A 20,323-nucleotide genomic window follows, 5' to 3' on the forward strand; every position below is an offset into this window, starting at 1 on the left:
TCTACTTTTTCTTCAAATAAGGTACAAAATCATCAGATAGATACTCTTTGAAGCCATTTTCCGTTTTTATTACTAATAAAATCGGTAAATTTTCTTCGTTAGCGAGTTTTATCGACTCTTCTTCACCCATAACAGAAAATGCAGTAGCATAAGCATCGGCTGTCATACTTGATGGGTGAAGCACTGTAACGGATACCACATGGTTAGCAATCGGTTTGCCTGTTTTTGGGTTAATCAGGTGCGAATAACGAATACCATCTTCTTCAAAGTAATTACGGTAATCGCCTGATGTCGCCACGGCCATATCACCAGGTTCAATAATTTCTTGTACTGAACGGCTACCATCTTCCGTTGGTTTTTCTACTGCAATACGCCAAGGTATACCTTCAAGGTTGTTACCTTTAACGCTAAGTTCACCACCGATTTCAACCAAGTAATCAGCTACACCTAACTCATCAAAATAATCAGCAACAACATCAACACCGAAGCCTTTAGCTATTGAAGATAGATCAACATATAGGTCTGGAATATCTTTTATTAGCATATTACCATCGACCTTAAGGTGGTGATAACCAATTATTTCACGACGCTTATTTAACTCTTCATCTGTTGGTGTTGCTTCTGGGCGAGCTTCAGGACCAAAGCTCCACAAGTTAACAATCGGTCCAACAGTAACATCATAAGCACCATTCGTTAATTCAGATAAACGTAATGATTCTTTTATAACTTTTGCCGTATCAGCAGATACCGCAAAAGGTTCATTCGTTGTGTGTTGGTTAAATTGACTGAGCTCGGAATGCTTACGATAAGTCGACATCTGATCATTCACTAATTCTAGACGACGATCAATCTCTGCCTGAATATCCGTGGCTGCGGGTAAGCCTTCCTGCTTAATCAACTTAATTGAATAGTAAGTTCCCATCGTTGAGCCATTTAAATGAATCAACTCACGCTGATCGCCACAACCCACCAATGTCATTGTCATAACAAGCAGCATAACTGCTCGAGTAAGGAACGTCTTCATTCAACAACTCCAAAAATGAAGGGATTACTTATGTTTACCAATATTAACTACGCTTACTTTTACAATAAATGCGAAGGCTAGGTTGTTAATATAAATAACCATAGTAAAAATATGCTTATTTAAAATGCTTATATTACGAAAATGGCTGACCCTTAACGGATCAGCCATTTTAACTATGTGTTCATGGCTAATTAGCCACCGAAGTCATCCAGTAGGATGTTTTCATCTTCAACACCTAGATCTTTCAGCATGCCGATAACAGCTGCGTTCATCATTGGTGGACCACACATGTAGTACTCACAATCTTCTGGTGCATCGTGATCTTTCAAGTAGTTCTCGTAAATCACGTTGTGGATGAAACCTGTGTAACCATCCCAGTTCTCTTCTGGAGCTGGATCAGACAGTGCAACATGCCATTCAAAGTTCTCGTTCTCAGCTGCAAGCTTATCGAAATCTTCTACATAGAACATTTCACGCTTAGAACGCGCACCGTACCAGTAAGTCATCTTACGAGTAGACTGAAGACGGTGTAACTGATCGAAGATATGTGAACGCATTGGCGCCATACCAGCACCACCACCGATGAAGACCATTTCATTATCAGTCTCTTTAGCGAAGAACTCACCAAAAGGACCAGAAATAGTACATGTATCACCAGCTTTAAGTGACCAAATATACGATGACATAATACCAGGAGCTACGTCAGGGTTATTTGGTGGCGGTGTTGCGATACGTACATTCAACTTAATCAAACCTTTCTCTTCTGGGTATGAAGCCATAGAGTAAGCTCGGATTGAATGCTCTTTCACAATAGATTCGTAACGGAATAAGTTAAACTTATCCCAGTCACCACGGTATTCTTCCGGTACATCGAAATCAGCGTATTTGATGTGGTGCGGTTCAGCTTCAATCTGAATGTAACCACCCGCACGGAAAGGAACTTCCTCGCCATCAGGGATTTTAAGAACCAACTCTTTAATAAAGGTTGCTTCGTTATCATTCGAAAGAACTTCACATTCCCACTTCTTCACGCCGAAGATTTCTTCAGGAAGCTCAATGTTCATGTCAGATTTAACGTTAACCTGACAAGCAAGACGCTCACCTTCACGTGCTTCGCCTTTTGTGATGTGATCAAGCTCAGTCGGTAGAATATCACCACCACCTGATTTAACTTTCACTCGACATTGACCACAAGAGCCACCGCCGCCACATGCAGACGAAACGAAGATACCGCTAGAAGAAAGAGCATTTAGCAGTTTGCCACCGGCAGCGGTTGTAATCGCTTTTTCCGGATCGTTGTTTACAGAGATAGTAATATCACCTGATGGTACCAGCTTAGATTTAGCGAAAAGAATCACTAAAACTAGAGCCAGGATAATCAAGGTAAACATCACTACGCCAAGAATAATATCCATTGACTATTTTCCTTTTATCCTGATTACAGCTGTACGCCGGAGAAAGACATAAAGCCTAACGCCATTAGACCAACAGTGATGAATGTAATACCTAGGCCACGTAGACCAGGAGGTACATCTGAATACTTCATCTTCTCACGGATACCCGCAAGAGCAACGATAGCTAGCATCCAACCCACACCAGAACCGAAACCGTAAACAACCGATTCAGCAAAGTTGTAGTCACGCTGTACCATGAAAGATACACCACCGAAGATTGCACAGTTAACTGTAATCAGCGGAAGGAAGATACCCAATGCGTTATATAGCGGCGGGAAGAAGCGGTCCAGAATCATTTCCAGAATCTGTACTAACGCTGCAATTACACCGATAAACGTGATGAAGTTAAGGAAAGTTAAATCCACTCCGTCAACAATCGCACCATCTTTCAGTAATAGGTTGTAAACTAAGTTGTTCACAGGTACAGCAATAGTCAATACGACGATTACCGCAACACCTAGACCAAAAGAAGTCTTAACTTTCTTCGATACAGCCAGGAATGTACACATACCCAAGAAGAACGAAAGTGCCATGTTCTCGATAAAAATCGAACGAACTAAAAGGCTTAGATAATGTTCCATGTTGCCCTTACTCCTTCGCTTCTACTTGTGCTGGACGAATAATACGAATTGCCCAGATCATGAAACCAATTAGGAAGAAAGCAGACGGTGCAAGCAACATCAGGCCGTTTGGTTGATACCAACCGCCATCAGAAACTAGAGGTAGAACCTCAACACCAAACAACTTGCCTGAACCTAGTAATTCACGGAAGAAAGCAACAGTGATAAGTACAAAACCGTAGCCTAAGCCATTACCAATACCATCGATAAAAGATGGAAGTGGCGCCGATTTCATTGCGTATGCTTCTGCACGACCCATTACGATACAGTTCGTAATGATCAGGCCAACAAATACAGAAAGCTGCTTAGAAATATCGTAAACAAACGCTTTAAGTACTTGGTCAACCACGATTACCAATGACGCGATAATCGCCATCTGAACAATGATACGCACACTGTTAGGAATATGATTACGTATTAGCGATACAAATAAGTTAGAAAATGCAGTAACAAACATTACCGCTAGCGTCATAACAAACGCTGTTTCTAATTTAGTTGTTACTGCCAATGCAGAACATACACCAAGAACCTGAAGCGCAATCGGGTTATTATCCAGAAACGGCGCAAACAGAATCTTTTTCATTTCTTTAGTATCAGCCATTGTTTAGGCCTCCCTCACGAACCTTAGTTAGAAACGGACCAAAGCCCATGTCACCTAACCAGAAGTCGAAGGTGTGTTGTACACCATTACCCGTCAAGGTTGCACCAGACAGACCATCTACACCGTATAGATCGCCAGCAGGAGCGCCGCCTTTAACAATACGAATTGCTGGTTTGTTGTCGTCGTTAAACAACTTCTTACCAACAAACTGAGCACGCCAGTTAGGGTTCTCAACTTCACCACCTAGCCCAGGAGTTTCACCCTGATCGTAGTAAGTAATACCCGCAACAGTGTTGCCATCAGTTTCAACAGCAACGAATGCGTACATCATCGACCAAAGACCATTACCGTGAACCGGTAAAATCAATTTTTCAATGTTGTTGTTAGCATCTTTAACCAAGTAAATCGTTGCAAGATCAGCACGACGAATAATTTTCGCCAAGTCTTGATCGCCAGACAGTTTAATTGATTGTGCTGGATCTTTTGCAGCAATACGTTGCTTATACTGAGCAGGTGTTTGTCCTGCTTCAGATTGCTCAACGAAGCTACCAGTTTTAAGATCAACAAGCTTAGGCTCGATAAACTGAGCGTAAGATTCTTTGATGTTCGTCGAATCATCCAGTAGGCCAGCTACTGAAAGGATATTTCGCTGAACGTCAAGCACTGCATTTTCTTGTTGAAGAGGGCGCAGAGCAACCGCAGCAGTTGATACTACGATTGAGCAAACAAGGCTCAATGCAACAACAACAATCAGCGTTTTTTTAATGCTATCGTTATTACTTGACATGACGTGCTAGTCTCCGTTTGATATTGCCCTGAACTACTAGGTTGTCAAATAGAGGTGCGAATAGGTTAGCGAATAGAATCGCTAGCATCATACCTTCTGGGTACGCTGGGTTAACCACACGAACCATCACAGCCATAGCACCGATCAATGCGCCATACCACCACTTACCTTTATTGGTAAATGCTGCAGACACAGGATCTGTTGCCATGAACATCATACCGAATGCAAAACCACCTAGAACTAGGTGCCAGTGCCAAGGCATGCTGAACAGTGCATTAGTATCAGAACCAATGATGTTAAACAGAGTTGCTGTCGCAATCATACCAATCATAGTACCTGCGATGATGCGCCATGAAGCAATGCCCATGTACACAATCATTGCACCACCAAGGATGATAGCTAGCGTAGAAACTTCACCGATAGAACCAGGAATACGACCAATGAAAGCATCCATCCACGTAATCGCGTCGCCAGTAACAACGTTGATTAGTTTCGCGTCACCACCTTGAGCCCACTGGCTTAGTGCCGTAGCACCAGTAAAGCCGTCAGCTGCTGTCCATACTGCATCACCAGAAATTTGCGCTGGGTATGCGAAGAATAGGAAAGCACGACCTGCAAGTGCAGGGTTAAGGAAGTTACGACCAGTACCACCAAAGATTTCTTTAGCAACAACAACACCGAAGGTAATACCTAGAGCTGCTTGCCAAAGTGGTAGCGTAGCTGGAACGATAAGAGCGAAAAGAATAGAAGTAACAAAGAAACCTTCGTTAACTTCATGCTTACGCACCATACAGAAAAGTACTTCCCAGAAACCGCCCACAGCAAATACTACTGCATAGATAGGTAAGAAATACGTCGCACCCAGTAGCATTTTACTGCCCCAGCCAGCATCTGCTGACATGGCGCCACCGAGCATATCTGTTAACCAGTAATGCCAATCACCAGCGATGATCGAAACTAGCTGATCGCCTGCATACATGTGGTTCAGTGCAACGATAGCTTGATCACCAACGTTGTACATACCCCAGAACATAGCTGGGAAAACCGCAAACCACACCATGATCATGATACGTTTTAGATCAACGCTATCACGCACATGTGAGCCAGTTCGAGTCACTGTACCTGGTGTGTACATAAGAGTTGCAAACGCTTCATACAGCGCAAACCATCTCTCGTGTTTACCACCTGGTTCAAAGTGATGTTCAACTTGCTCGAGTAAATTCTTGAGACCCATGAATTACCCTTCCTTCTCAATTTTGTCCAGGCACTCACGTAACAGTGGACCAAACTCATACTTACCTGGGCATACAAACGTACATAGAGCTAGATCTTCTTCATCCAGTTCTAACGCACCCAGTAATTGTGCACTATCGCTATCACCAGCACACAAATCACGAAGAAGTAGTGTTGGTTCAACATCCAGAGGCATGACTTTTTCATAGTTGCCAATTGGCACCATGGCGCGATCACTACCATTGGTCGACGTTGTCATATTAAACAACTGACCTGGGAAGAATTGGCTTAGGAAAGAACGTGTAACAGAAAACTTGTTTTTACCTGGAACAATCCAGCCTAAGAATTCTTTTTCATAGCCTTCACGAAGCGCAGATACCTGTAAATGGTAACGACCAAGGTATCCATAAGGACCTGTCGCAGGAGTACCATTTAATACAGAACCTGAAATCACACGAATTTGACCAGGCATTAGCTCTGAATCAGTTAGCTGTTCAATAGAAGCACCAATCTGAGTACGAACCAAACGCGGCTTATTCACAACAGGACCAGCCAATGCAATAACACGATCAGTATAAAGCTCACCCGTTAGGAAAAGCTGGCCGAACGCAATCACGTCTTGGTAGTTGATGTGCCATGCTACATTTGCAGCATCAGCGCCAAATAGCATATGAATGTGTGTACCAACAAGACCAGAAGGGTGTGGACCGTTGAACACATGCTCTTCAACATTCGCTTCAGAACATCGAGGAAGGCTAGCACCTGATTTACAAACATGTACTTTATCGCTTGTTAAACGCGACAATAGCGTTAAACCAGCAACAAAAGCATCTGTTTGCTCATTGATAATAGCTTCAGGGTTGGCAGCTAGCGGGTTAGTATCAACCGCCGTCACAAAGATAGCCTTTGTTTCAGAATCGATTGCAGCAACCTTGCTGAACGGACGCGTACGAAGCGCAGTCCACATACCAGACTCAACCAATTGCTCAACAATCGCAGCGCGATCTAGTTGGGCTAATTGATCAGCCTTATAGCTGTTAAATGTGACTTGCTCGTTGCCTTCTACATCAATCACAACTGATTGTAGAACACGCTTAGCGCCACGATTAATTTCTGCAACCTTACCACTAGCTGGAGCAGTGAATTTAACGCCAGGGTTCTTCTTATCTTCAAAAAGAACCTGACCTTTTTTCACTACATCCCCTACGCGAGTATGCATTGTAGGACGCATACCAACATATTCTTCGCCAAGTAAGGCAACTCTTGTGATGGTATTACCATCATTTATCGCCTGGGTAGGAGTCCCTGAGATTGGGATATCTAACCCTTTTTTTATTGTAATCATACGCACTTGCACTACATTAACGGGAAAAAGAATTTTATATTGCGCAGTTAAGACACGACTTTCCTTTGTCTGACACGGGCTCTTTTTGTAACCAGTATCGCAACATCCTATTAACCAACTTGGCACATCATTTGATACCAAGTCGTTTTCAAGCCCGCGATTCTAGCACTAATTCACTAGATTTTGCCACGGCAAACCGCGTTAATAGGTCCGAAAATCAATTAACAACCCAAAGAGAGTACCTTTTTTGAGTGATAAGTTTGACTCAACGCACAAATGTGGAAATATCTCGATTCAACAAAATACACCCACTTACATAATTAAATTAACAGAGCGCTTACACACTAAAAACAGTCATAATAATAGGGCAACAAAGCCCCATTTCCATTGTTAAAAAAACAGTTCTCGATGTTAATCGATATTTACATCTGCATTCTCTGTAAAACGCCCATATTGCCGAACATCAATAAGAAAGCGGTAATAAGAGTCATACACTTTCTTTAATGTTGGGTCTGAGTCACTTTTTTCTACTAATAATTCGTTAGTCAGTTGCTTAAGCCGAAGCAAAACGTCGTCGGGAAACACTTTCAACGGCACATCATGTTCATTGAGTAAAATATCCAATGCCTGAACATTTTTGAATGTGTATTCATCCAGCATATCTTGGCTAACGGCACGTGCAGCAACCTTAATGACTTCTCTTAAGTCAACAGGCAATGCTTGCAAAGCATCTTTGTTAATCAGGAACTCCAGATTCGTTCCTGGCTCATGCCACCCTGGGTAATAGTAGTACTTGGCGGCGTTATGTAAACCAAAGGCTAAATCATTATAAGGACCAACCCATTCTGTCGCATCGATCGCCCCCGTTTCTAACGCCGTAAACAATTCACCGCCAGGTAAACTAACAGGAATCCCTCCGGCACGTTTAAGTACATCTGCACCGAAGCCTGGTAAACGCATTTTCAATCCATAAAGATCATCGATAGTGGTGATTTTTTTGTTAAACCATCCCCCCATTTGCGCCCCAGTATTTCCTCCAGCTAATGGAACAACACCAAAAGGTGCATAGAGTTCCTGCCATAATTCAAGGCCACCACCGTAGTGAAGCCAAGCATTCATTTCTTGTGCTGTCATTCCAAAAGGAATAGAGGCGAAAAAAGGCGACGCTGGAATCTTTTTTTGCCAATAATAAGCCGCAGAGTGCCCCATTTGTGCTGTACCTTTAGAGACAGCATTAAAGACATCAAAACTGGGTACTAATTCCCCCGCGCCATACACTTTTATTTGTAAACGACCTCGGCTGAGTATGTTTACCTTTTCGGCAAAATGCTCTGGAGCCTCTCCCAACCCAGGAAAACCTTTTGGCCAAGACGTCACTAACGTCCATTCAACAGTACTAATATCTTCAACATTACTTGTCGAATCATTACTATCACAAGCACTAATAAGCATCGATGCTATAAGTACTACAATCGCTTTAACACTACGTAGCATCATCTATTACTCCTTTCGCTTGGCACGCTGCAGACTATATTTATTAGTATCAACGCTTATCAGTGCCAAACTCTTCACAAGTATAGCCAGAAATTTAGACTCTACTTATTTCCCTATCCTTGGGAGTGCCATTCAATAATACGCCAATCAGGCTTCTAATGTTGCTTTTCAATTCAAATTTTTAAACGAAAAAAACCGCAACAAATGCGGTTTTTATATTGAATAAATCGTAACAGTCACGATCTACTACCCTAAAGAGGTATTTGTTCGTGTTTCGATTATTTAGAACCACCTTGGCATGACGGTGATAACGGCGCACCATTTGATAACTCTTGCCATTCACTAAGCGTATACGTATGAATAGCTAAGGCATGTATGTCATTGGCTAACTCATGCGCGAGGGCTGAATTCACCGCGCGATGGCGGCCAATTAAACGTGTTCCTTCAAATTGCTCACTCACCACTATCACTTTAAAGTGGCTTTCAGAGCCTTCAGGTACGTTGTGCATGTAACTTTCATTTATCACTTCTAAATGAGCAGGTGAAAGTGCTTTTTGTAACTTTTCTTGAATGCGTTCCTGAATCATAACTCTTACTCACGGGTGTTTATATTCGTAAATCAACTGCTTTATTTGGCTCTTTAAATCATTGCATATTCAAAAAACAACAGATAAAAAAGCAGTTAAATTCGATAATAGGATTGCAGTACACAGTGGTTCTGCGAAAATAGATAACTAATTTCAAACATACCTGAAAGTTATCTGTAATGAAACCAGCACTGACTCTGCATGATCGTACGTTAAAACTTAACCGTTTTCCGATACGCAAAATTGAAACTCTGCAAGCATGGGATGCTGCAGATGAGTATTTAATTAATCATACTCATGACATGGAGCTCGATCCACAGCGCCCAATTCTAATTCTGAATGACAGTTTTGGCGCTTTAAGCTGCTGGTTTGCTGAACGAGCCAATGTTACGACCGTTACTGATTCTTTTGTGGCAAAACAAGGCTGTATAGCGAACCTAACAGCTAACCAACTGCCCAATGTTAATATTATTGATTGCTTGGCTGAATTGCCTAAAAACCCACAATTAGTATTAATAAAGCTGCCTAAGAATAACCGCTTACTGACTTGGCAATTACAACAACTATGTCATCTTTTACCAGAAGATTGCATGGTTATTGGCGCGGCAAAAGTAAAAGAAATTCACACCTCAACATTGAAGCTTTGTGAGAAATTTCTAGGCGAAACCAAAACATCTTTAGCCGTGAAAAAAGCCCGTTTAGTCTTTATTAAACCTAATGCTTCACTCGCAAAACCCATGCCTGAACCTAAAACATGGGATGTGCCAGAGCATGACATCAGATTAAGTAACCATGCCAATGTCTTCTCAGGTGAAAGCCTAGATATTGGTGCGCGTTTATTACTGAAGCATATTCCACAAGATCATAAATATAAAGACATTATCGACTTAGGCTGTGGTAATGGTGTAATCGGTATTAAAGCTGCACGACGTAATCCACAGGCAAAAATCACCTGTGTCGATGAAAGTTTCATGGCTGCCGCATCTTGCACAGAAAATGCGAAACAGAACCTAGAAGCACCCGAGCAGCTCACCGCTATTGTTACCGATTGCCTCGCTGACATTGAACATAGCAGTGCTGATCTCGTTTTATGTAATCCACCGTTCCACCAGCAAACAACCATTACTGATCATATTGCTTGGCAAATGTTCTGTGATGCAAAGCAAGTTTTAAGACCAAAAGGAGAGTTAATCGTCATTGGTAATCGCCAGTTAGGATACGATGACAAACTTAAACGTCTATTTGGTAATGTCGAAATCATTGTGCAGAATGACAAATTCATTGTCTATCAATCTGTAAAATAGTTGAGTTCAGCTTTTTTCTATAATGAGCCACGTTAGTCTGTATCTAACCTGGCTGGTTATATTTCAGTTAAGGATAAAAAGAAAAATGAAAAAGTTTTTTTTAGCAGCTTCCGTCTTTGCGTTAACAGCTTGCTCTGCACCATCAGAACCACAATTAACCCTTGCGCCAACACCTGTAATTGCGACCCAGCCTACCGCTAATGGACTGGCACTCGACTTAGAAAGCCGTGACTTACGTACCGCACAGTTTATTGCTGTAGTTGATAGCGGCCGTCAAAATGTACAGCCATTACACGCAACACAAAATCTGCGAATTACATTGGAAGATGCCCTTGCACGTCAACTCCAGTCACAGGGCTATAAGCTAACTGACGATACACAAGACAAATTACGCCTTGATATTTTAGAAGCTATGGTTAACGTTAAACACAGCATCATGAGTCACGACTTGAGTAGTAAAATACAGCTACAATTGGTTGTTGAAACTAATAAAGGCAAATTTGTTAAACGCTATTCAGGCAAGTCTGAACGTACTGGTGCAATGAGCGCATCCGTAGAAGATATGGAATTAAGCATGAACAACCTGATGACCGCAGTATTAAAAGATATTTATTCTGATGCTGAATTGAACAAATACCTTCAGGAGAACTTATAATGCACCGTTACCTTCTCGCTTTTTGTCTATTGCTGGCCTTGCCTGTAACAGCTGCGACTCAAGTATTAGTCACAACCAACCTTGGTGAGTTCACCATTCAACTGAATGAAGAAAAAGCACCAATTTCAAGCGAAAACTTTTTACGCTATGTTGAAGATGGCAGCTATGTAGACACGATTTTTCACCGAGTGATTCCTGGTTTCATGGCGCAAGGTGGTGGCTTTGATCAGGAAATGAAACGCCGTGATAGCTATGCGCCAATCAAAAATGAATCAACAAATGGCTTAGAGAATAATCGAGCAACAGTTGCGATGGCACGTACACAAAACCCTGACTCAGCAACTCGTCAGTTTTACATCAATTACCAAAATAATAGTTTTTTGAACGCTCAAGGTGGTCGTGCTGGTTATGCCGTATTTGGTGAAGTTGTGAAGGGCTTCTCAACTCTTGAAAAAATGACTGATATACCCACCACAACTATTGGGTCTTTAGGTATGAAAGATGTTCCTCAGCAACCTATAGTTATTAAGGCTATTAAAATTATTAAATAGATTAGATAACGTCACCTGATCGTTATCTAACGTTCAGGTGACTGCTATGCTAACTCTTGTATCATCAAAGCCAGATATTTCGTCTGAAGTCATTGACAAACACATTGCCGATTATGCTCCCGCACTTGCAGTAAGTGCACTTGGCACGATGAATGGTGATGTAACTTACACTTCGCTAAAAACAACCTGTACTGAACACCTTCATGAGTGGTGGAAATTATCAGTTTCTTCCGGTACGCCCGAAAATGGATATGAATCTACTTATTGGCACCTTTTACACCTATTGGAATCCTTAGAAGAACACCAACTACTGGGTAATAGCTTTATTCAATTTAAAGTGTCTGGTTGCGCTCAATTCTTACTTGGTGTCGGTTCAATGCCTATAAAAATGCAAGGGATAAGACCTTAGAAGGTCACCCTCTACCGCCTAAATAAAGCAATATATCGCGTCCTATTTGTCAAAATGACAACTACTTAATAATAAACCGTATTTTTGACTGTCTTTTTACAGAAGTTCACAGTAGCTTACCTTTATAATTGATAGATACAGCGGCGACGCTATCAAGGGCTAGAGGTATTCATGGAACAAGCGGTAGAAGATAGTAACAATCAGGGTTGGCGAGTATATCTAGAGAAAAAAGTGCTCATCATGCTGGCGCTAGGCTTTTCTTCTGGACTACCAATATTACTTGTATTTGGTACCCTGTCATTTTGGCTTCGTGAAGCCGAAGTCAGCCGAACTGATATTGGCTTCTTTAGTTGGGTAGCACTCGCTTACGGCTTTAAATGGATGTGGTCACCATTAATCGATCGCTTCCCTATTCCTGTATTTTCACACCTATTTGGTCGACGACGCGGCTGGATGTTGTTTTCACAACTAATGATTGTGCTTTCATTATGCGGTATGGCACTCAGCAACCCTCAAGTTGATCTGATTCAACTCGCCATCTTTGCTGTTATTGTCGCATTTGCCTCTGCATCTCAAGATATCGTCATTGATGCCTACCGTATTGAACTTGCAACAGAACGCCTTCAAGCCGCACTTGCAGCCGCTTATATGACAGGTTATCGCCTAGCGATGATTATGGCTGGAGCCGGCTCGCTTGCATTTGCAGCATGGTTTGGTTCAGATACAGAATACGATGTAACGGGTTGGAAATTCGCTTACTTCATCATGGCTGGCTTTATGCTGGTCGGTATTATTACAGCTCTTTGCATTAACGAACCCAGTATAGATAGCGCTGAAATTGAAAATACTGAGCGAGAATATCGTCAACAATTAATCAATGATGGTATGACTCCGAAAAAGGCCAGAATAATCGCATGGTTCTATACTGCAGCTGTTATGCCATTTAAAGACTTTTTCGACCGATATGGGCGCCATGCTTTACTGATCTTAGCCTTGATCGGTTGTTACCGAATTTCTGACGTTGTTATGGGGGTAATGGCCAATGCTTTCTATGTCGATATGGGATTCACTAAGACACAAGTTGCCTCTGTCACCAAAATCTATGGTGTGATCATGACACTCGTAGGTGCAGGGCTTGGCGGTATTTTGATCAGTAAGTTCGGTACTATGCGTATATTGGCACTGGGGGCATTTTTAGCTGCCTGCACAAATTTACTGTTTATGCTCTTTACCTTTATTGGTAATAGCATTCCTATGCTTGCTATTGTTATCTCTGCCGATAACTTAAGTGCCGGTATTGCCACCGCAGCCTTCATTACTTATCTATCTAGCTTAACTAATGTCGCATTTTCAGCGACACAATATGCACTATTTAGCTCGATAATGTTGTTATTCCCGAAGTTCATTGCTGGTTTTTCAGGTATGTATGTCGACAACTTTGGCTATAACATTTTCTTCTTTACGACCGCACTGATTGGCTTACCTGTTTTACTGTTAATTTATTTAGTGGCAACAAAAGCCCAAAAGCATGATGAAGTCAGTTCCAGTCTTACTTCATAGCGAAAAACAAAGTCAAAATTTCACTTAGAAATGAGATTCAAAGAGGTATTCTGTTGATGCAGAATATCTCTTCGTTTTTTATAACCCTATTTCCCTCTATCTCCCCCTTTTGCTTTGTACATAAAAAGACGCCTTTGTCACTCACATCTGAAAAAGTTCAATTAAATGTCAAAAAAAAAACATAAAGATCACTAAAACCTTCTCTTTGAAATCGATTACAGCCGATCAAGATCACACTTAGCAAAGGTTTGCGCAATCGTTACATTCCCAAAGGTGACATAAAGCAATAGAATCACCGCCATAAATACGGACAGCCCATATAAGTCCGATCATATCGACACAATTAGCGAGTATCTGATCATGCGTAAATCACTAGTAGCACTGAGCGTATTAGCAGCAACAGCACTTCCTACAGTAGTAAGTGCAGCTGACTATTCTGATGACATCCACAAGAATGACTATAGCTGGTCACAGTTCAACCTAATGTATGCTGTTGACGAACTTCCTGGTGGATCTAGCCATGATTACCTAGAAATGGAATTCGGCGGCCGCTCTGGCATCTTCGATCTTTACGGTTACGTTGACGTATTCAACCTAACGTCAGATCCGGACAGTGATAAAGCTGACGCAGAAAAAATCTTCATGAAGTTTGCACCACGTATGTCTCTTGATGCTGTAACAGGCAAAGACTTGTCTTTCGGGCCAGTTCAAGAACTTTACGTAGCGACTCTTATGGAGTGGGGCGGCAACTCTGGTGTTAACACTCAGAAAATCGGTCTAGGTTCAGATATCATGGTTCCTTGGTTTGGCAAAATGGGCCTAAACCTTTACGGCACATACGACTCAAACAAAAAAGACTGGAACGGCTACCAGATCTCGACTAATTGGTTCAAGCCATTTTTCTTCTTCGACAATGGTAGCTTCATTTCTTACCAAGGTTACATTGATTACCAATTCGCAATGGAAGATGAATACGCAACAGCAAGCAGTGGCGGTGCAATGTTCAACGGTATCTACTGGCACTCTGATCGCTTTGCTGTTGGTTACGGTCTGAAAGGTTACAAAGATATTTACGGTATCAAAGACACCTCAGCGTTTAAATCAACTGGCTTTGGTCACTACTTCGACATTACATACAAGTTCTAAGAAGTCCCCCCCTTCTTGTTGAGCATGAAAGGCGCCTATTGGCGCCTTTTTTAGTGCCTTTAAGTGAAGATAGCGTCAATTTAACTCTATAATTCGCAAAAATAAGACATTTATTATTTTTAATACACCCTAGCTTTTCACCGCTTTTTCAATACCTTCTTATATCTTCATGCCATCTGCGCAACACTTTACTTGCTTAAATTTAAGACCTTCACACAAAACTAAGAATCTACGCTAACCTTGTTTTAGATGCATTGCTTATTATTTAACCATGCTGAGCAACGCACTACTTTCTAAAGTTATGTTCAACGACAAATACAATATGGGCATAACGACACAATGAAACAGCAACGGCATAAAAGCGAGATCTCTCCATGAAAAAAATACTCTCAACATTCAGTATTGGCTCAGCTTTAGCGTTATCTAGTACCGTTTTCGCCGTCGATTATTCCGACGATATTCACAAAAATGACTACAAATGGCTTCAATTCAACCTTATGTATGCCTATGAAGAACTACCTCGTGATCCCGAAGCTCATTCTGGGCATGATTACTTGGAAATGGAGTTTGGGGGGCGTTCTGGGATCTTTGATTTATATGGCTATATTGATATTTTTGATTTAACCGAAAGTAGTGCGAGTGATAAAGACGGCAAACCTAAAATGTTCATGAAATTTGCCCCACGAGTATCACTCGATGCCGTTACCGGAAAAGATCTTTCCTTTGGCTCCGTACAAGAGCTCTACTTTGCGACATTATTTAATTGGGGAGGCGGAACAGAAGCTGATTTTGAACCCAATAATTCCTTCTGGGGTATTGGTTCCGATATCAATGTGCCATGGTTTGGCAAGGTTGGGCTTAATTTCTACGGTCATTATAATATTACCGCCAAAGACTGGAATGGCTACCAAATATCCACTAATTGGTTTAAACCATTTTATACCTTAGATAATGGTAGTTTTGTCGCTTATCAAGGCTATATTGATTATCAATTTGGTGGCGGGAGCAGCTTTCAGGGCAACTCTCAAGCCAGCCATGGCGGTGTAATGTTTAATGGCTTTTATTGGCACTCTGACCGCTATTCAGTCGGCTATGGCTTCAAGCTATATAATGATGTGTACTTAATTGAAGATACAAATGCATTCGAATCAACAGGCATAAGCCACTACGTTGCAGCTACTTATAAATTCTAAGTTATCCCTCTTCTTAATTGCTATTTTTAACGGCTATTTCCCCATAGGTTCTTCATGATAATTTTCATGAAGAACCTATCTTATCTTGGATAAAACGTAAGACAAAAGCTCAAGCCATAACGTTATTATTCCGGCTCATGATATGATCCTAGTAAGGAATAAATTAGGAATAATGCCGTGCAGATAACGATTTTAGGCGCAGGTGCCATCGGATGTTTATGGGCTTGCCGCTTAGCAAAGCAAGATCATCACATTCACTTTTGGACAAGAACAGACAAACCGTCATTCTCTATCGTATTGAATGACTGCGTTCAAACAAAAGATCATGCTCAAACGCCATTAGCACCAGAGCTCTTTGATTTTACGAGTAATAATATACAAAGCATTGCCAAGAGCGAGCTTATCATTATAACGGTAAAAGCATTCCAGGTTGAGCAAGCCTTAAACGACATCTTTGATCATATTGCACCACACACACCCATTATGATTATGCATAATGGAATGGGAACACAGCAGCACGTTAAAACGCGACTCGTTGATCACCCTATTCTTTACGCCACCACGTCTCAAGCTGCTTTCAAACCCAACAAAGAACACATAAACCATACTGGATTAGGGCCAACATGGCTCGGTGCTTTCAATCAATCGGCTCAGGGTTTCGCTAGCCTTGCCGAGCTCTTTCATCAAGCTTTAGCGCCTTGTGGCTGGCATCATGATATTAATGAACCATTGTGGCAAAAGTTAGCCATTAACTGTGCGATTAATCCACTTTCAGCAATTCATCGATGTCAAAACGGTGAATTAGCAACCCCTCAATTTCATGCCGTTCTCACGCAAGTTTGCCATGAAGTCGCAGCGGTCATGCAAGCTGAAGGCTATGCAGTAACCGCTAAAAAATTAAAACAAACAGTCGATACCGTTATCAAAGCGACTGCGGCTAACTATTCATCCATGTATCAAGATATTTTCCAGCAAAGAAAGACTGAAATCGATTATATTACGGGTTATCTCATTACACGGGCAAAGGTGCACGGCATTGCTGTACCAATGAATACCCAGCTATGGCAAGACGTTAAATTATTGGAGCAAAACCACGATGACAAATGATGATCACAACCGCACAATGACTGTTGCTGTTTGTATCGCCCCCGGCACTGAAGAGATGGAAGCGATCAACACGATTGATATTCTTTTGCGCGCAGGGTTTGATGTAACAACAGCCAGTGTTGCCTCAGACGGTGCATTAATCGTTGCTGGCTCTCGTGGCATTAAATTAGTTGCCGATGCGGCATTAGTGGCGGTTGCTGATGAACAATTTGATTGTGTGGTGTTACCTGGTGGTGTAAATGGCGCTGAATGCTTCCGTGACAGCCCGTTACTGGTTGAGTTCGTAGAGCAGCATAAATACGACGGTAAACTGATTGCGGCTATCTGCGCAGCTCCTGCCCTTGTTCTAGAGCATCACAACATGTTTCCGACGGCAATAATGACAGCACACCCTGCCTTCCAAGCCTATATTCCTGAAGATCGTCGTCGTACTAAACGTGTTGTTTACGATGTAAATAGCAATTTGCTAACCAGCCAAGGACCTGGTACTTCACAAGAATTTGCATTAGAAATTATTGTTCGTTTAGCGGGTAAAGAAAAAGCGGCAGAAGTCGCGGGTCCGATGGTTGTATGGCCGAATATGCATTACGATGTTTTACCAAGGGTATAAAAAAAAGCGAGAACTAAGGTTCTCGCTTTTTTATTTTGATGATGTTTTCAACTAGGGGCGGTAAACTTTGATGTTACCGTAACCATTTTCGGTCAAATATAGTGCTTGTAAGCGGCTCATTACACCACGATCACAATACAACAAGTATTCTTTGTCTTGATCAAGATCGCCAAACTGAGTCGCTAATTTATAGAACGGAAGATGTTTTACTTCCACGCCATCAATAACAAGCGGGCTTTCATCTTCTTCATCTGGACTACGAATATCCAGAACGATTGCACCATCACCAATTTGATCAACAAGCTCTATCTCTGGTGCTTGTTCTTGGCTTTGTTTTTCGATATCACGAATATCCATCACGCGCGCCTCTTCAACCACACGATCAAGGATAGCAAAATCAAAGTTAGCTTCTTCTTTTTCAAGCTTGGCTTTGACTGCTTTAATCGTTGGGTTTTTCGATATAACACCACAGAATTCAGGCATTGTTTTTGCGAATTCTTCTGTGCCAATATTACGAGCAATATCAATGATATCTTCTTTATCCCAATTGATAAGTGGACGAAGGATCAAACTGTCCGTCACATTATCAATCATACGTAGGTTGGTTAGAGTTTGGCTCGACACCTGACCCAACGCTTCACCCGTAACAAGCGCTTGAATACCATAACGCTCTGCAACCTGACCAGCAGCTCGCATAAACATACGTTTTAGAACAACACCCATTTGGCCGTTGTCCACTTTATCAAGGATTTCAGCAACAACAGGTTCGAAATCAATCGAGATAAATTTAACTTTTGCTGATGACCCGTACTTTTTCCATAAGAAGTGAGAAACTTGTTTCACACCAATCTCATGGGCAGGACCACCTAAATTAAAGAAACAGTAATGAACTTTACTGCCACGCTTAATGTGCAAGTAGCTTGAAACACCAGAATCAAAGCCACCTGAAATTAGGCTCAATACGTCTTCTTGCGTACCAAGAGGGAAACCACCTAAGCCTTTATGACGGTGTAATACTTGGTGCAGGTGATCGTAATCAACTTCAACGCGTACTGTTATATCTGGGTTCTTTAATTTAACACTTGCCGATTCAACCGCTTGGTTTAGACCGCCACCAACGTAACGTTCCAGTTCAATCGACGTAAAATCATGCTGTCCACGGCGCTTAGCACGTACACAGAATGTTTTACCTTCTAGTTGTTCGCCAACAAGTTCAAGCGTTTGCTCGAAAATATCGTGCAAATCTTTAAATTCAGTCTGCTTCACTTCCAACGTATGATGAATACCTGGAGTCTGCATCAAAATCGCCAGTATTTGTTCGCGATCACTGTCATCGTTTGCTGTAACTTCAATATGATAACGACGGTTATATACCGCAACGGATTCAGACACACGCTTAACCATAATGCGAATGTTGCTATCAAGAATCTTTATAAAACGTTTACGAACAGAGTCGCTTTTACAAAAGATCTCTGGATGGGGCTTAACGATAAATTTCATAACATGCTTCGCTACACTGGGCCAAATTAATACCGAACGGAATCAACGGCGCGGATTATACAGCAAGCAAGCAGTTGCTGAAACCTTGCTGTTATTGAAACCTTATAACCATAGCTGCCAAATAGAGCAGACGTCACCTTTCAAACTCAAACAGTTACAAAAAGATAGCTGCTCTAAAACACCGCACCTTGATACTAATAATAGCTATTCAGCGCTTTTCTGTATGTCTGAACTCGTCACTTCATCAGAGTAATGCGGCTTACCCTGCATGATCGAAATCTCAACTCGACGATTTACTTTCCGTTCTTCCGCCGTTTTATTGCTATTTAATGGCGCAGTATCCGCTAATCCAACCACCCGTAATCGCTTGTGATCAAACCCTTTAACTTGCTCCATTTCCTGAGCAACAGAGACTGCTCGCTGCGCAGATAAATCCCAATTTGAACGGTATAGTTCAGAATCTAACTTCTGATTATCAGTATGACCTGAAATTCTAATAATGCCGGGAACATCTTTCACTAAGTCAGCAATCTGTCGCACTAAGGGGCGAAATTTAGGCTGTAAAAAAGCAGAACCCGCCGGGAACGCCCCTTTTTCTTTGATTCGAATAACGACTTGTTGACCAAAATTTTCAACTTCAATCGCACCATCTTGAATTTCGCGATCAAGTGCTTTTTGCATGACTTCCAATAACTGCTCTTGCGACTCAGACATCTCAGATTGATTATTTTGATTCATTTGAGTTGCCACATCAGCCGATTGCCCACCAGTTAACTTACCCGCATCACGCTTGGTGCCTCCGGCACGGTCTGATTCACCATCATGGAAATCTAGCGTGCGTTGAGTCATATCAATGGTTTGTTGCATGATAACTTCAATCGGTGTTGGCTCAGGCCGCCCAGGGCGAAACTCTTGCGCGATAACACTGGTGCCTTTAGGAATATCTTTCACTTCCAGCATATTTTGAACACCAAAAGCAAATTTCATCGAACCTGCAATCTGTTTAAATTTCAGTACATCCATCTCTGAGAATGACAACAAGAGTACAAAAAAACACATTAACAAGGTCGCTAGATCCGCAAAGGTCGCCATCCATAACGGCGCGCCAGGGGGGCACTTGCAATCATCTTCTTCCATTGTGAC

At 41.8% G+C, this 20,323-nt stretch carries 20 protein-coding genes; 9 read left to right on the forward strand and 11 right to left on the reverse strand.

All coding sequences use genetic code 11. The features are described from left to right. Position 1 precedes the first annotated feature (1 nt). The 9 genes from C9J47_RS09865 to bolA all read right to left on the reverse strand — a co-directional run bounded on the left by C9J47_RS09865 (position 2) and on the right by bolA (position 9,145). The gene (locus C9J47_RS09865; protein WP_107253350.1) at positions 2–1,024 is read right to left on the reverse strand and encodes an FAD:protein FMN transferase; all 1,023 of its coding nucleotides are present in this window, start codon (positions 1,022–1,024) and stop codon (positions 2–4) included. A 191-nt stretch (positions 1,025–1,215) separates the two neighbouring features. Further along, positions 1,216–2,439, reverse strand: a complete 1,224-nt coding sequence (gene nqrF, locus C9J47_RS09870; RefSeq protein WP_107253351.1) for an NADH:ubiquinone reductase (Na(+)-transporting) subunit F — start codon at positions 2,437–2,439, stop codon at positions 1,216–1,218. 23 nt (positions 2,440–2,462) lie between these two features. Next, the gene (nqrE, locus tag C9J47_RS09875; protein WP_006230868.1) at positions 2,463–3,059 is read right to left on the reverse strand and encodes an NADH:ubiquinone reductase (Na(+)-transporting) subunit E; all 597 of its coding nucleotides are present in this window, start codon (positions 3,057–3,059) and stop codon (positions 2,463–2,465) included. Positions 3,060–3,066: 7 nt separating this feature from the next. Beyond that, positions 3,067–3,699: an NADH:ubiquinone reductase (Na(+)-transporting) subunit D gene (locus C9J47_RS09880; protein WP_006230867.1), complete on the reverse strand. Its 633-nt coding sequence runs from the start codon at positions 3,697–3,699 to the stop codon at positions 3,067–3,069. Further along, a complete protein-coding gene (locus C9J47_RS09885; protein ID WP_006230866.1) occupies positions 3,692–4,486 on the reverse strand; it encodes a Na(+)-translocating NADH-quinone reductase subunit C in 795 nt (264 codons plus the stop codon). Before C9J47_RS09885 ends, C9J47_RS09880 begins: the two co-directional genes overlap by 8 nt. Then, positions 4,476–5,720, reverse strand: a complete 1,245-nt coding sequence (locus tag C9J47_RS27220) for an NADH:ubiquinone reductase (Na(+)-transporting) subunit B (protein ID WP_211321725.1) — start codon at positions 5,718–5,720, stop codon at positions 4,476–4,478. The genes C9J47_RS09885 and C9J47_RS27220 overlap by 11 nt, the downstream gene beginning before the upstream one ends. 3 nt (positions 5,721–5,723) lie before the next feature. Further along, positions 5,724–7,064 carry a Na(+)-translocating NADH-quinone reductase subunit A gene (locus C9J47_RS27225; protein WP_211321727.1) on the reverse strand — a complete coding sequence of 447 codons (1,341 nt, stop codon included), beginning with the start codon at positions 7,062–7,064 and terminating at the stop codon, positions 5,724–5,726. Positions 7,065–7,475: 411 nt separating this feature from the next. Then, a complete protein-coding gene (locus tag C9J47_RS09895; protein WP_107253352.1) occupies positions 7,476–8,561 on the reverse strand; it encodes a TRAP transporter substrate-binding protein in 1,086 nt (361 codons plus the stop codon). 275 nt (positions 8,562–8,836) lie between these two features. Next, positions 8,837–9,145 carry a transcriptional regulator BolA gene (gene bolA, locus C9J47_RS09900; RefSeq protein ID WP_107253353.1) on the reverse strand — a complete coding sequence of 103 codons (309 nt, stop codon included), beginning with the start codon at positions 9,143–9,145 and terminating at the stop codon, positions 8,837–8,839. Between the two features lie 179 nt (positions 9,146–9,324). Here bolA and C9J47_RS09905 point away from each other — a divergent pair, with 179 nt between their 5' ends. From C9J47_RS09905 to yajL, 9 genes are all read left to right on the forward strand, one after another. Further along, positions 9,325–10,449, forward strand: coding sequence for a methyltransferase (locus C9J47_RS09905; protein ID WP_107253354.1), 1,125 nt, complete (start codon positions 9,325–9,327; stop codon positions 10,447–10,449). A gap of 85 nt (positions 10,450–10,534) precedes the next feature. After that, positions 10,535–11,104, forward strand: a complete 570-nt coding sequence (locus C9J47_RS09910; protein WP_107253355.1) for a YajG family lipoprotein — start codon at positions 10,535–10,537, stop codon at positions 11,102–11,104. After that, positions 11,104–11,655 carry a peptidylprolyl isomerase gene (locus C9J47_RS09915; protein WP_107253356.1) on the forward strand — a complete coding sequence of 184 codons (552 nt, stop codon included), beginning with the start codon at positions 11,104–11,106 and terminating at the stop codon, positions 11,653–11,655. Before C9J47_RS09910 ends, C9J47_RS09915 begins: the two co-directional genes overlap by 1 nt. A gap of 46 nt (positions 11,656–11,701) precedes the next feature. Continuing rightward, positions 11,702–12,064, forward strand: a complete 363-nt coding sequence (locus C9J47_RS09920; RefSeq protein ID WP_107253357.1) for a hypothetical protein — start codon at positions 11,702–11,704, stop codon at positions 12,062–12,064. Positions 12,065–12,235: 171 nt separating this feature from the next. After that, the gene (locus C9J47_RS09925; RefSeq protein WP_107253358.1) at positions 12,236–13,624 is read left to right on the forward strand and encodes an AmpG family muropeptide MFS transporter; all 1,389 of its coding nucleotides are present in this window, start codon (positions 12,236–12,238) and stop codon (positions 13,622–13,624) included. Positions 13,625–13,984: 360 nt separating this feature from the next. Further along, a complete protein-coding gene (locus C9J47_RS09930) occupies positions 13,985–14,770 on the forward strand; it encodes a nucleoside-specific channel-forming Tsx family protein (RefSeq protein WP_107253359.1) in 786 nt (261 codons plus the stop codon). 374 nt (positions 14,771–15,144) lie between these two features. Beyond that, a complete protein-coding gene (locus tag C9J47_RS09935) occupies positions 15,145–15,963 on the forward strand; it encodes a nucleoside-specific channel-forming Tsx family protein (protein WP_107253360.1) in 819 nt (272 codons plus the stop codon). A 177-nt stretch (positions 15,964–16,140) separates the two neighbouring features. Then, the gene (gene panE / locus C9J47_RS09940) at positions 16,141–17,070 is read left to right on the forward strand and encodes a 2-dehydropantoate 2-reductase (RefSeq protein WP_107253361.1); all 930 of its coding nucleotides are present in this window, start codon (positions 16,141–16,143) and stop codon (positions 17,068–17,070) included. Continuing rightward, positions 17,060–17,680 (forward strand): protein deglycase YajL, encoded by a 621-nt coding sequence (yajL, locus tag C9J47_RS09945; protein WP_107253362.1) that lies wholly within the window; start codon positions 17,060–17,062, stop codon positions 17,678–17,680. The genes panE and yajL overlap by 11 nt, the downstream gene beginning before the upstream one ends. A gap of 51 nt (positions 17,681–17,731) precedes the next feature. On the opposite strand, the gene thiI is transcribed toward yajL, so the two are convergent. Both thiI and C9J47_RS09955 read right to left on the reverse strand, forming a co-directional pair. Then, on the reverse strand, positions 17,732–19,180 hold the full coding sequence (gene thiI / locus C9J47_RS09950) for a tRNA uracil 4-sulfurtransferase ThiI (RefSeq protein WP_107253363.1): 1,449 nt from the start codon (positions 19,178–19,180) through the stop codon (positions 17,732–17,734). A 204-nt stretch (positions 19,181–19,384) separates the two neighbouring features. Next, a complete protein-coding gene (locus C9J47_RS09955) occupies positions 19,385–20,317 on the reverse strand; it encodes a flagellar motor protein MotB (protein ID WP_107253364.1) in 933 nt (310 codons plus the stop codon). Positions 20,318–20,323 lie beyond the last annotated feature (6 nt).

Source organism: Photobacterium indicum (genome assembly GCF_003026215.1).
Classification (GTDB): domain Bacteria; phylum Pseudomonadota; class Gammaproteobacteria; order Enterobacterales; family Vibrionaceae; genus Photobacterium; species Photobacterium indicum.

What these genes read in the sequence shown, in the direction of transcription:
- thiI (WP_107253363.1), bottom strand. Translation starts at nt 19,180, where the DNA reads ATGAAATTTATCGTTAAGCCCCATCCAGAGATCTTTTGTAAAAGCGAC.
- C9J47_RS09935 (WP_107253360.1), top strand. Translation starts at nt 15,145, where the DNA reads ATGAAAAAAATACTCTCAACATTCAGTATTGGCTCAGCTTTAGCGTTA.
- C9J47_RS09910 (WP_107253355.1), top strand. Translation starts at nt 10,535, where the DNA reads ATGAAAAAGTTTTTTTTAGCAGCTTCCGTCTTTGCGTTAACAGCTTGC.
- C9J47_RS09895 (WP_107253352.1), bottom strand. Translation starts at nt 8,561, where the DNA reads ATGATGCTACGTAGTGTTAAAGCGATTGTAGTACTTATAGCATCGATG.
- C9J47_RS27225 (WP_211321727.1), bottom strand. Translation starts at nt 7,064, where the DNA reads ATGATTACAATAAAAAAAGGGTTAGATATCCCAATCTCAGGGACTCCT.
- yajL (WP_107253362.1), top strand. Translation starts at nt 17,060, where the DNA reads ATGACAAATGATGATCACAACCGCACAATGACTGTTGCTGTTTGTATC.
- C9J47_RS09885 (WP_006230866.1), bottom strand. Translation starts at nt 4,486, where the DNA reads ATGTCAAGTAATAACGATAGCATTAAAAAAACGCTGATTGTTGTTGTT.
- nqrF (WP_107253351.1), bottom strand. Translation starts at nt 2,439, where the DNA reads ATGGATATTATTCTTGGCGTAGTGATGTTTACCTTGATTATCCTGGCT.
- C9J47_RS09925 (WP_107253358.1), top strand. Translation starts at nt 12,236, where the DNA reads ATGGAACAAGCGGTAGAAGATAGTAACAATCAGGGTTGGCGAGTATAT.
- C9J47_RS09880 (WP_006230867.1), bottom strand. Translation starts at nt 3,699, where the DNA reads ATGGCTGATACTAAAGAAATGAAAAAGATTCTGTTTGCGCCGTTTCTG.
- C9J47_RS09865 (WP_107253350.1), bottom strand. Translation starts at nt 1,024, where the DNA reads ATGAAGACGTTCCTTACTCGAGCAGTTATGCTGCTTGTTATGACAATG.
- nqrE (WP_006230868.1), bottom strand. Translation starts at nt 3,059, where the DNA reads ATGGAACATTATCTAAGCCTTTTAGTTCGTTCGATTTTTATCGAGAAC.
- C9J47_RS09920 (WP_107253357.1), top strand. Translation starts at nt 11,702, where the DNA reads ATGCTAACTCTTGTATCATCAAAGCCAGATATTTCGTCTGAAGTCATT.
- C9J47_RS09930 (WP_107253359.1), top strand. Translation starts at nt 13,985, where the DNA reads ATGCGTAAATCACTAGTAGCACTGAGCGTATTAGCAGCAACAGCACTT.
- bolA (WP_107253353.1), bottom strand. Translation starts at nt 9,145, where the DNA reads ATGATTCAGGAACGCATTCAAGAAAAGTTACAAAAAGCACTTTCACCT.
- C9J47_RS09905 (WP_107253354.1), top strand. Translation starts at nt 9,325, where the DNA reads ATGAAACCAGCACTGACTCTGCATGATCGTACGTTAAAACTTAACCGT.
- C9J47_RS09915 (WP_107253356.1), top strand. Translation starts at nt 11,104, where the DNA reads ATGCACCGTTACCTTCTCGCTTTTTGTCTATTGCTGGCCTTGCCTGTA.
- C9J47_RS27220 (WP_211321725.1), bottom strand. Translation starts at nt 5,720, where the DNA reads ATGGGTCTCAAGAATTTACTCGAGCAAGTTGAACATCACTTTGAACCA.
- C9J47_RS09955 (WP_107253364.1), bottom strand. Translation starts at nt 20,317, where the DNA reads ATGGAAGAAGATGATTGCAAGTGCCCCCCTGGCGCGCCGTTATGGATG.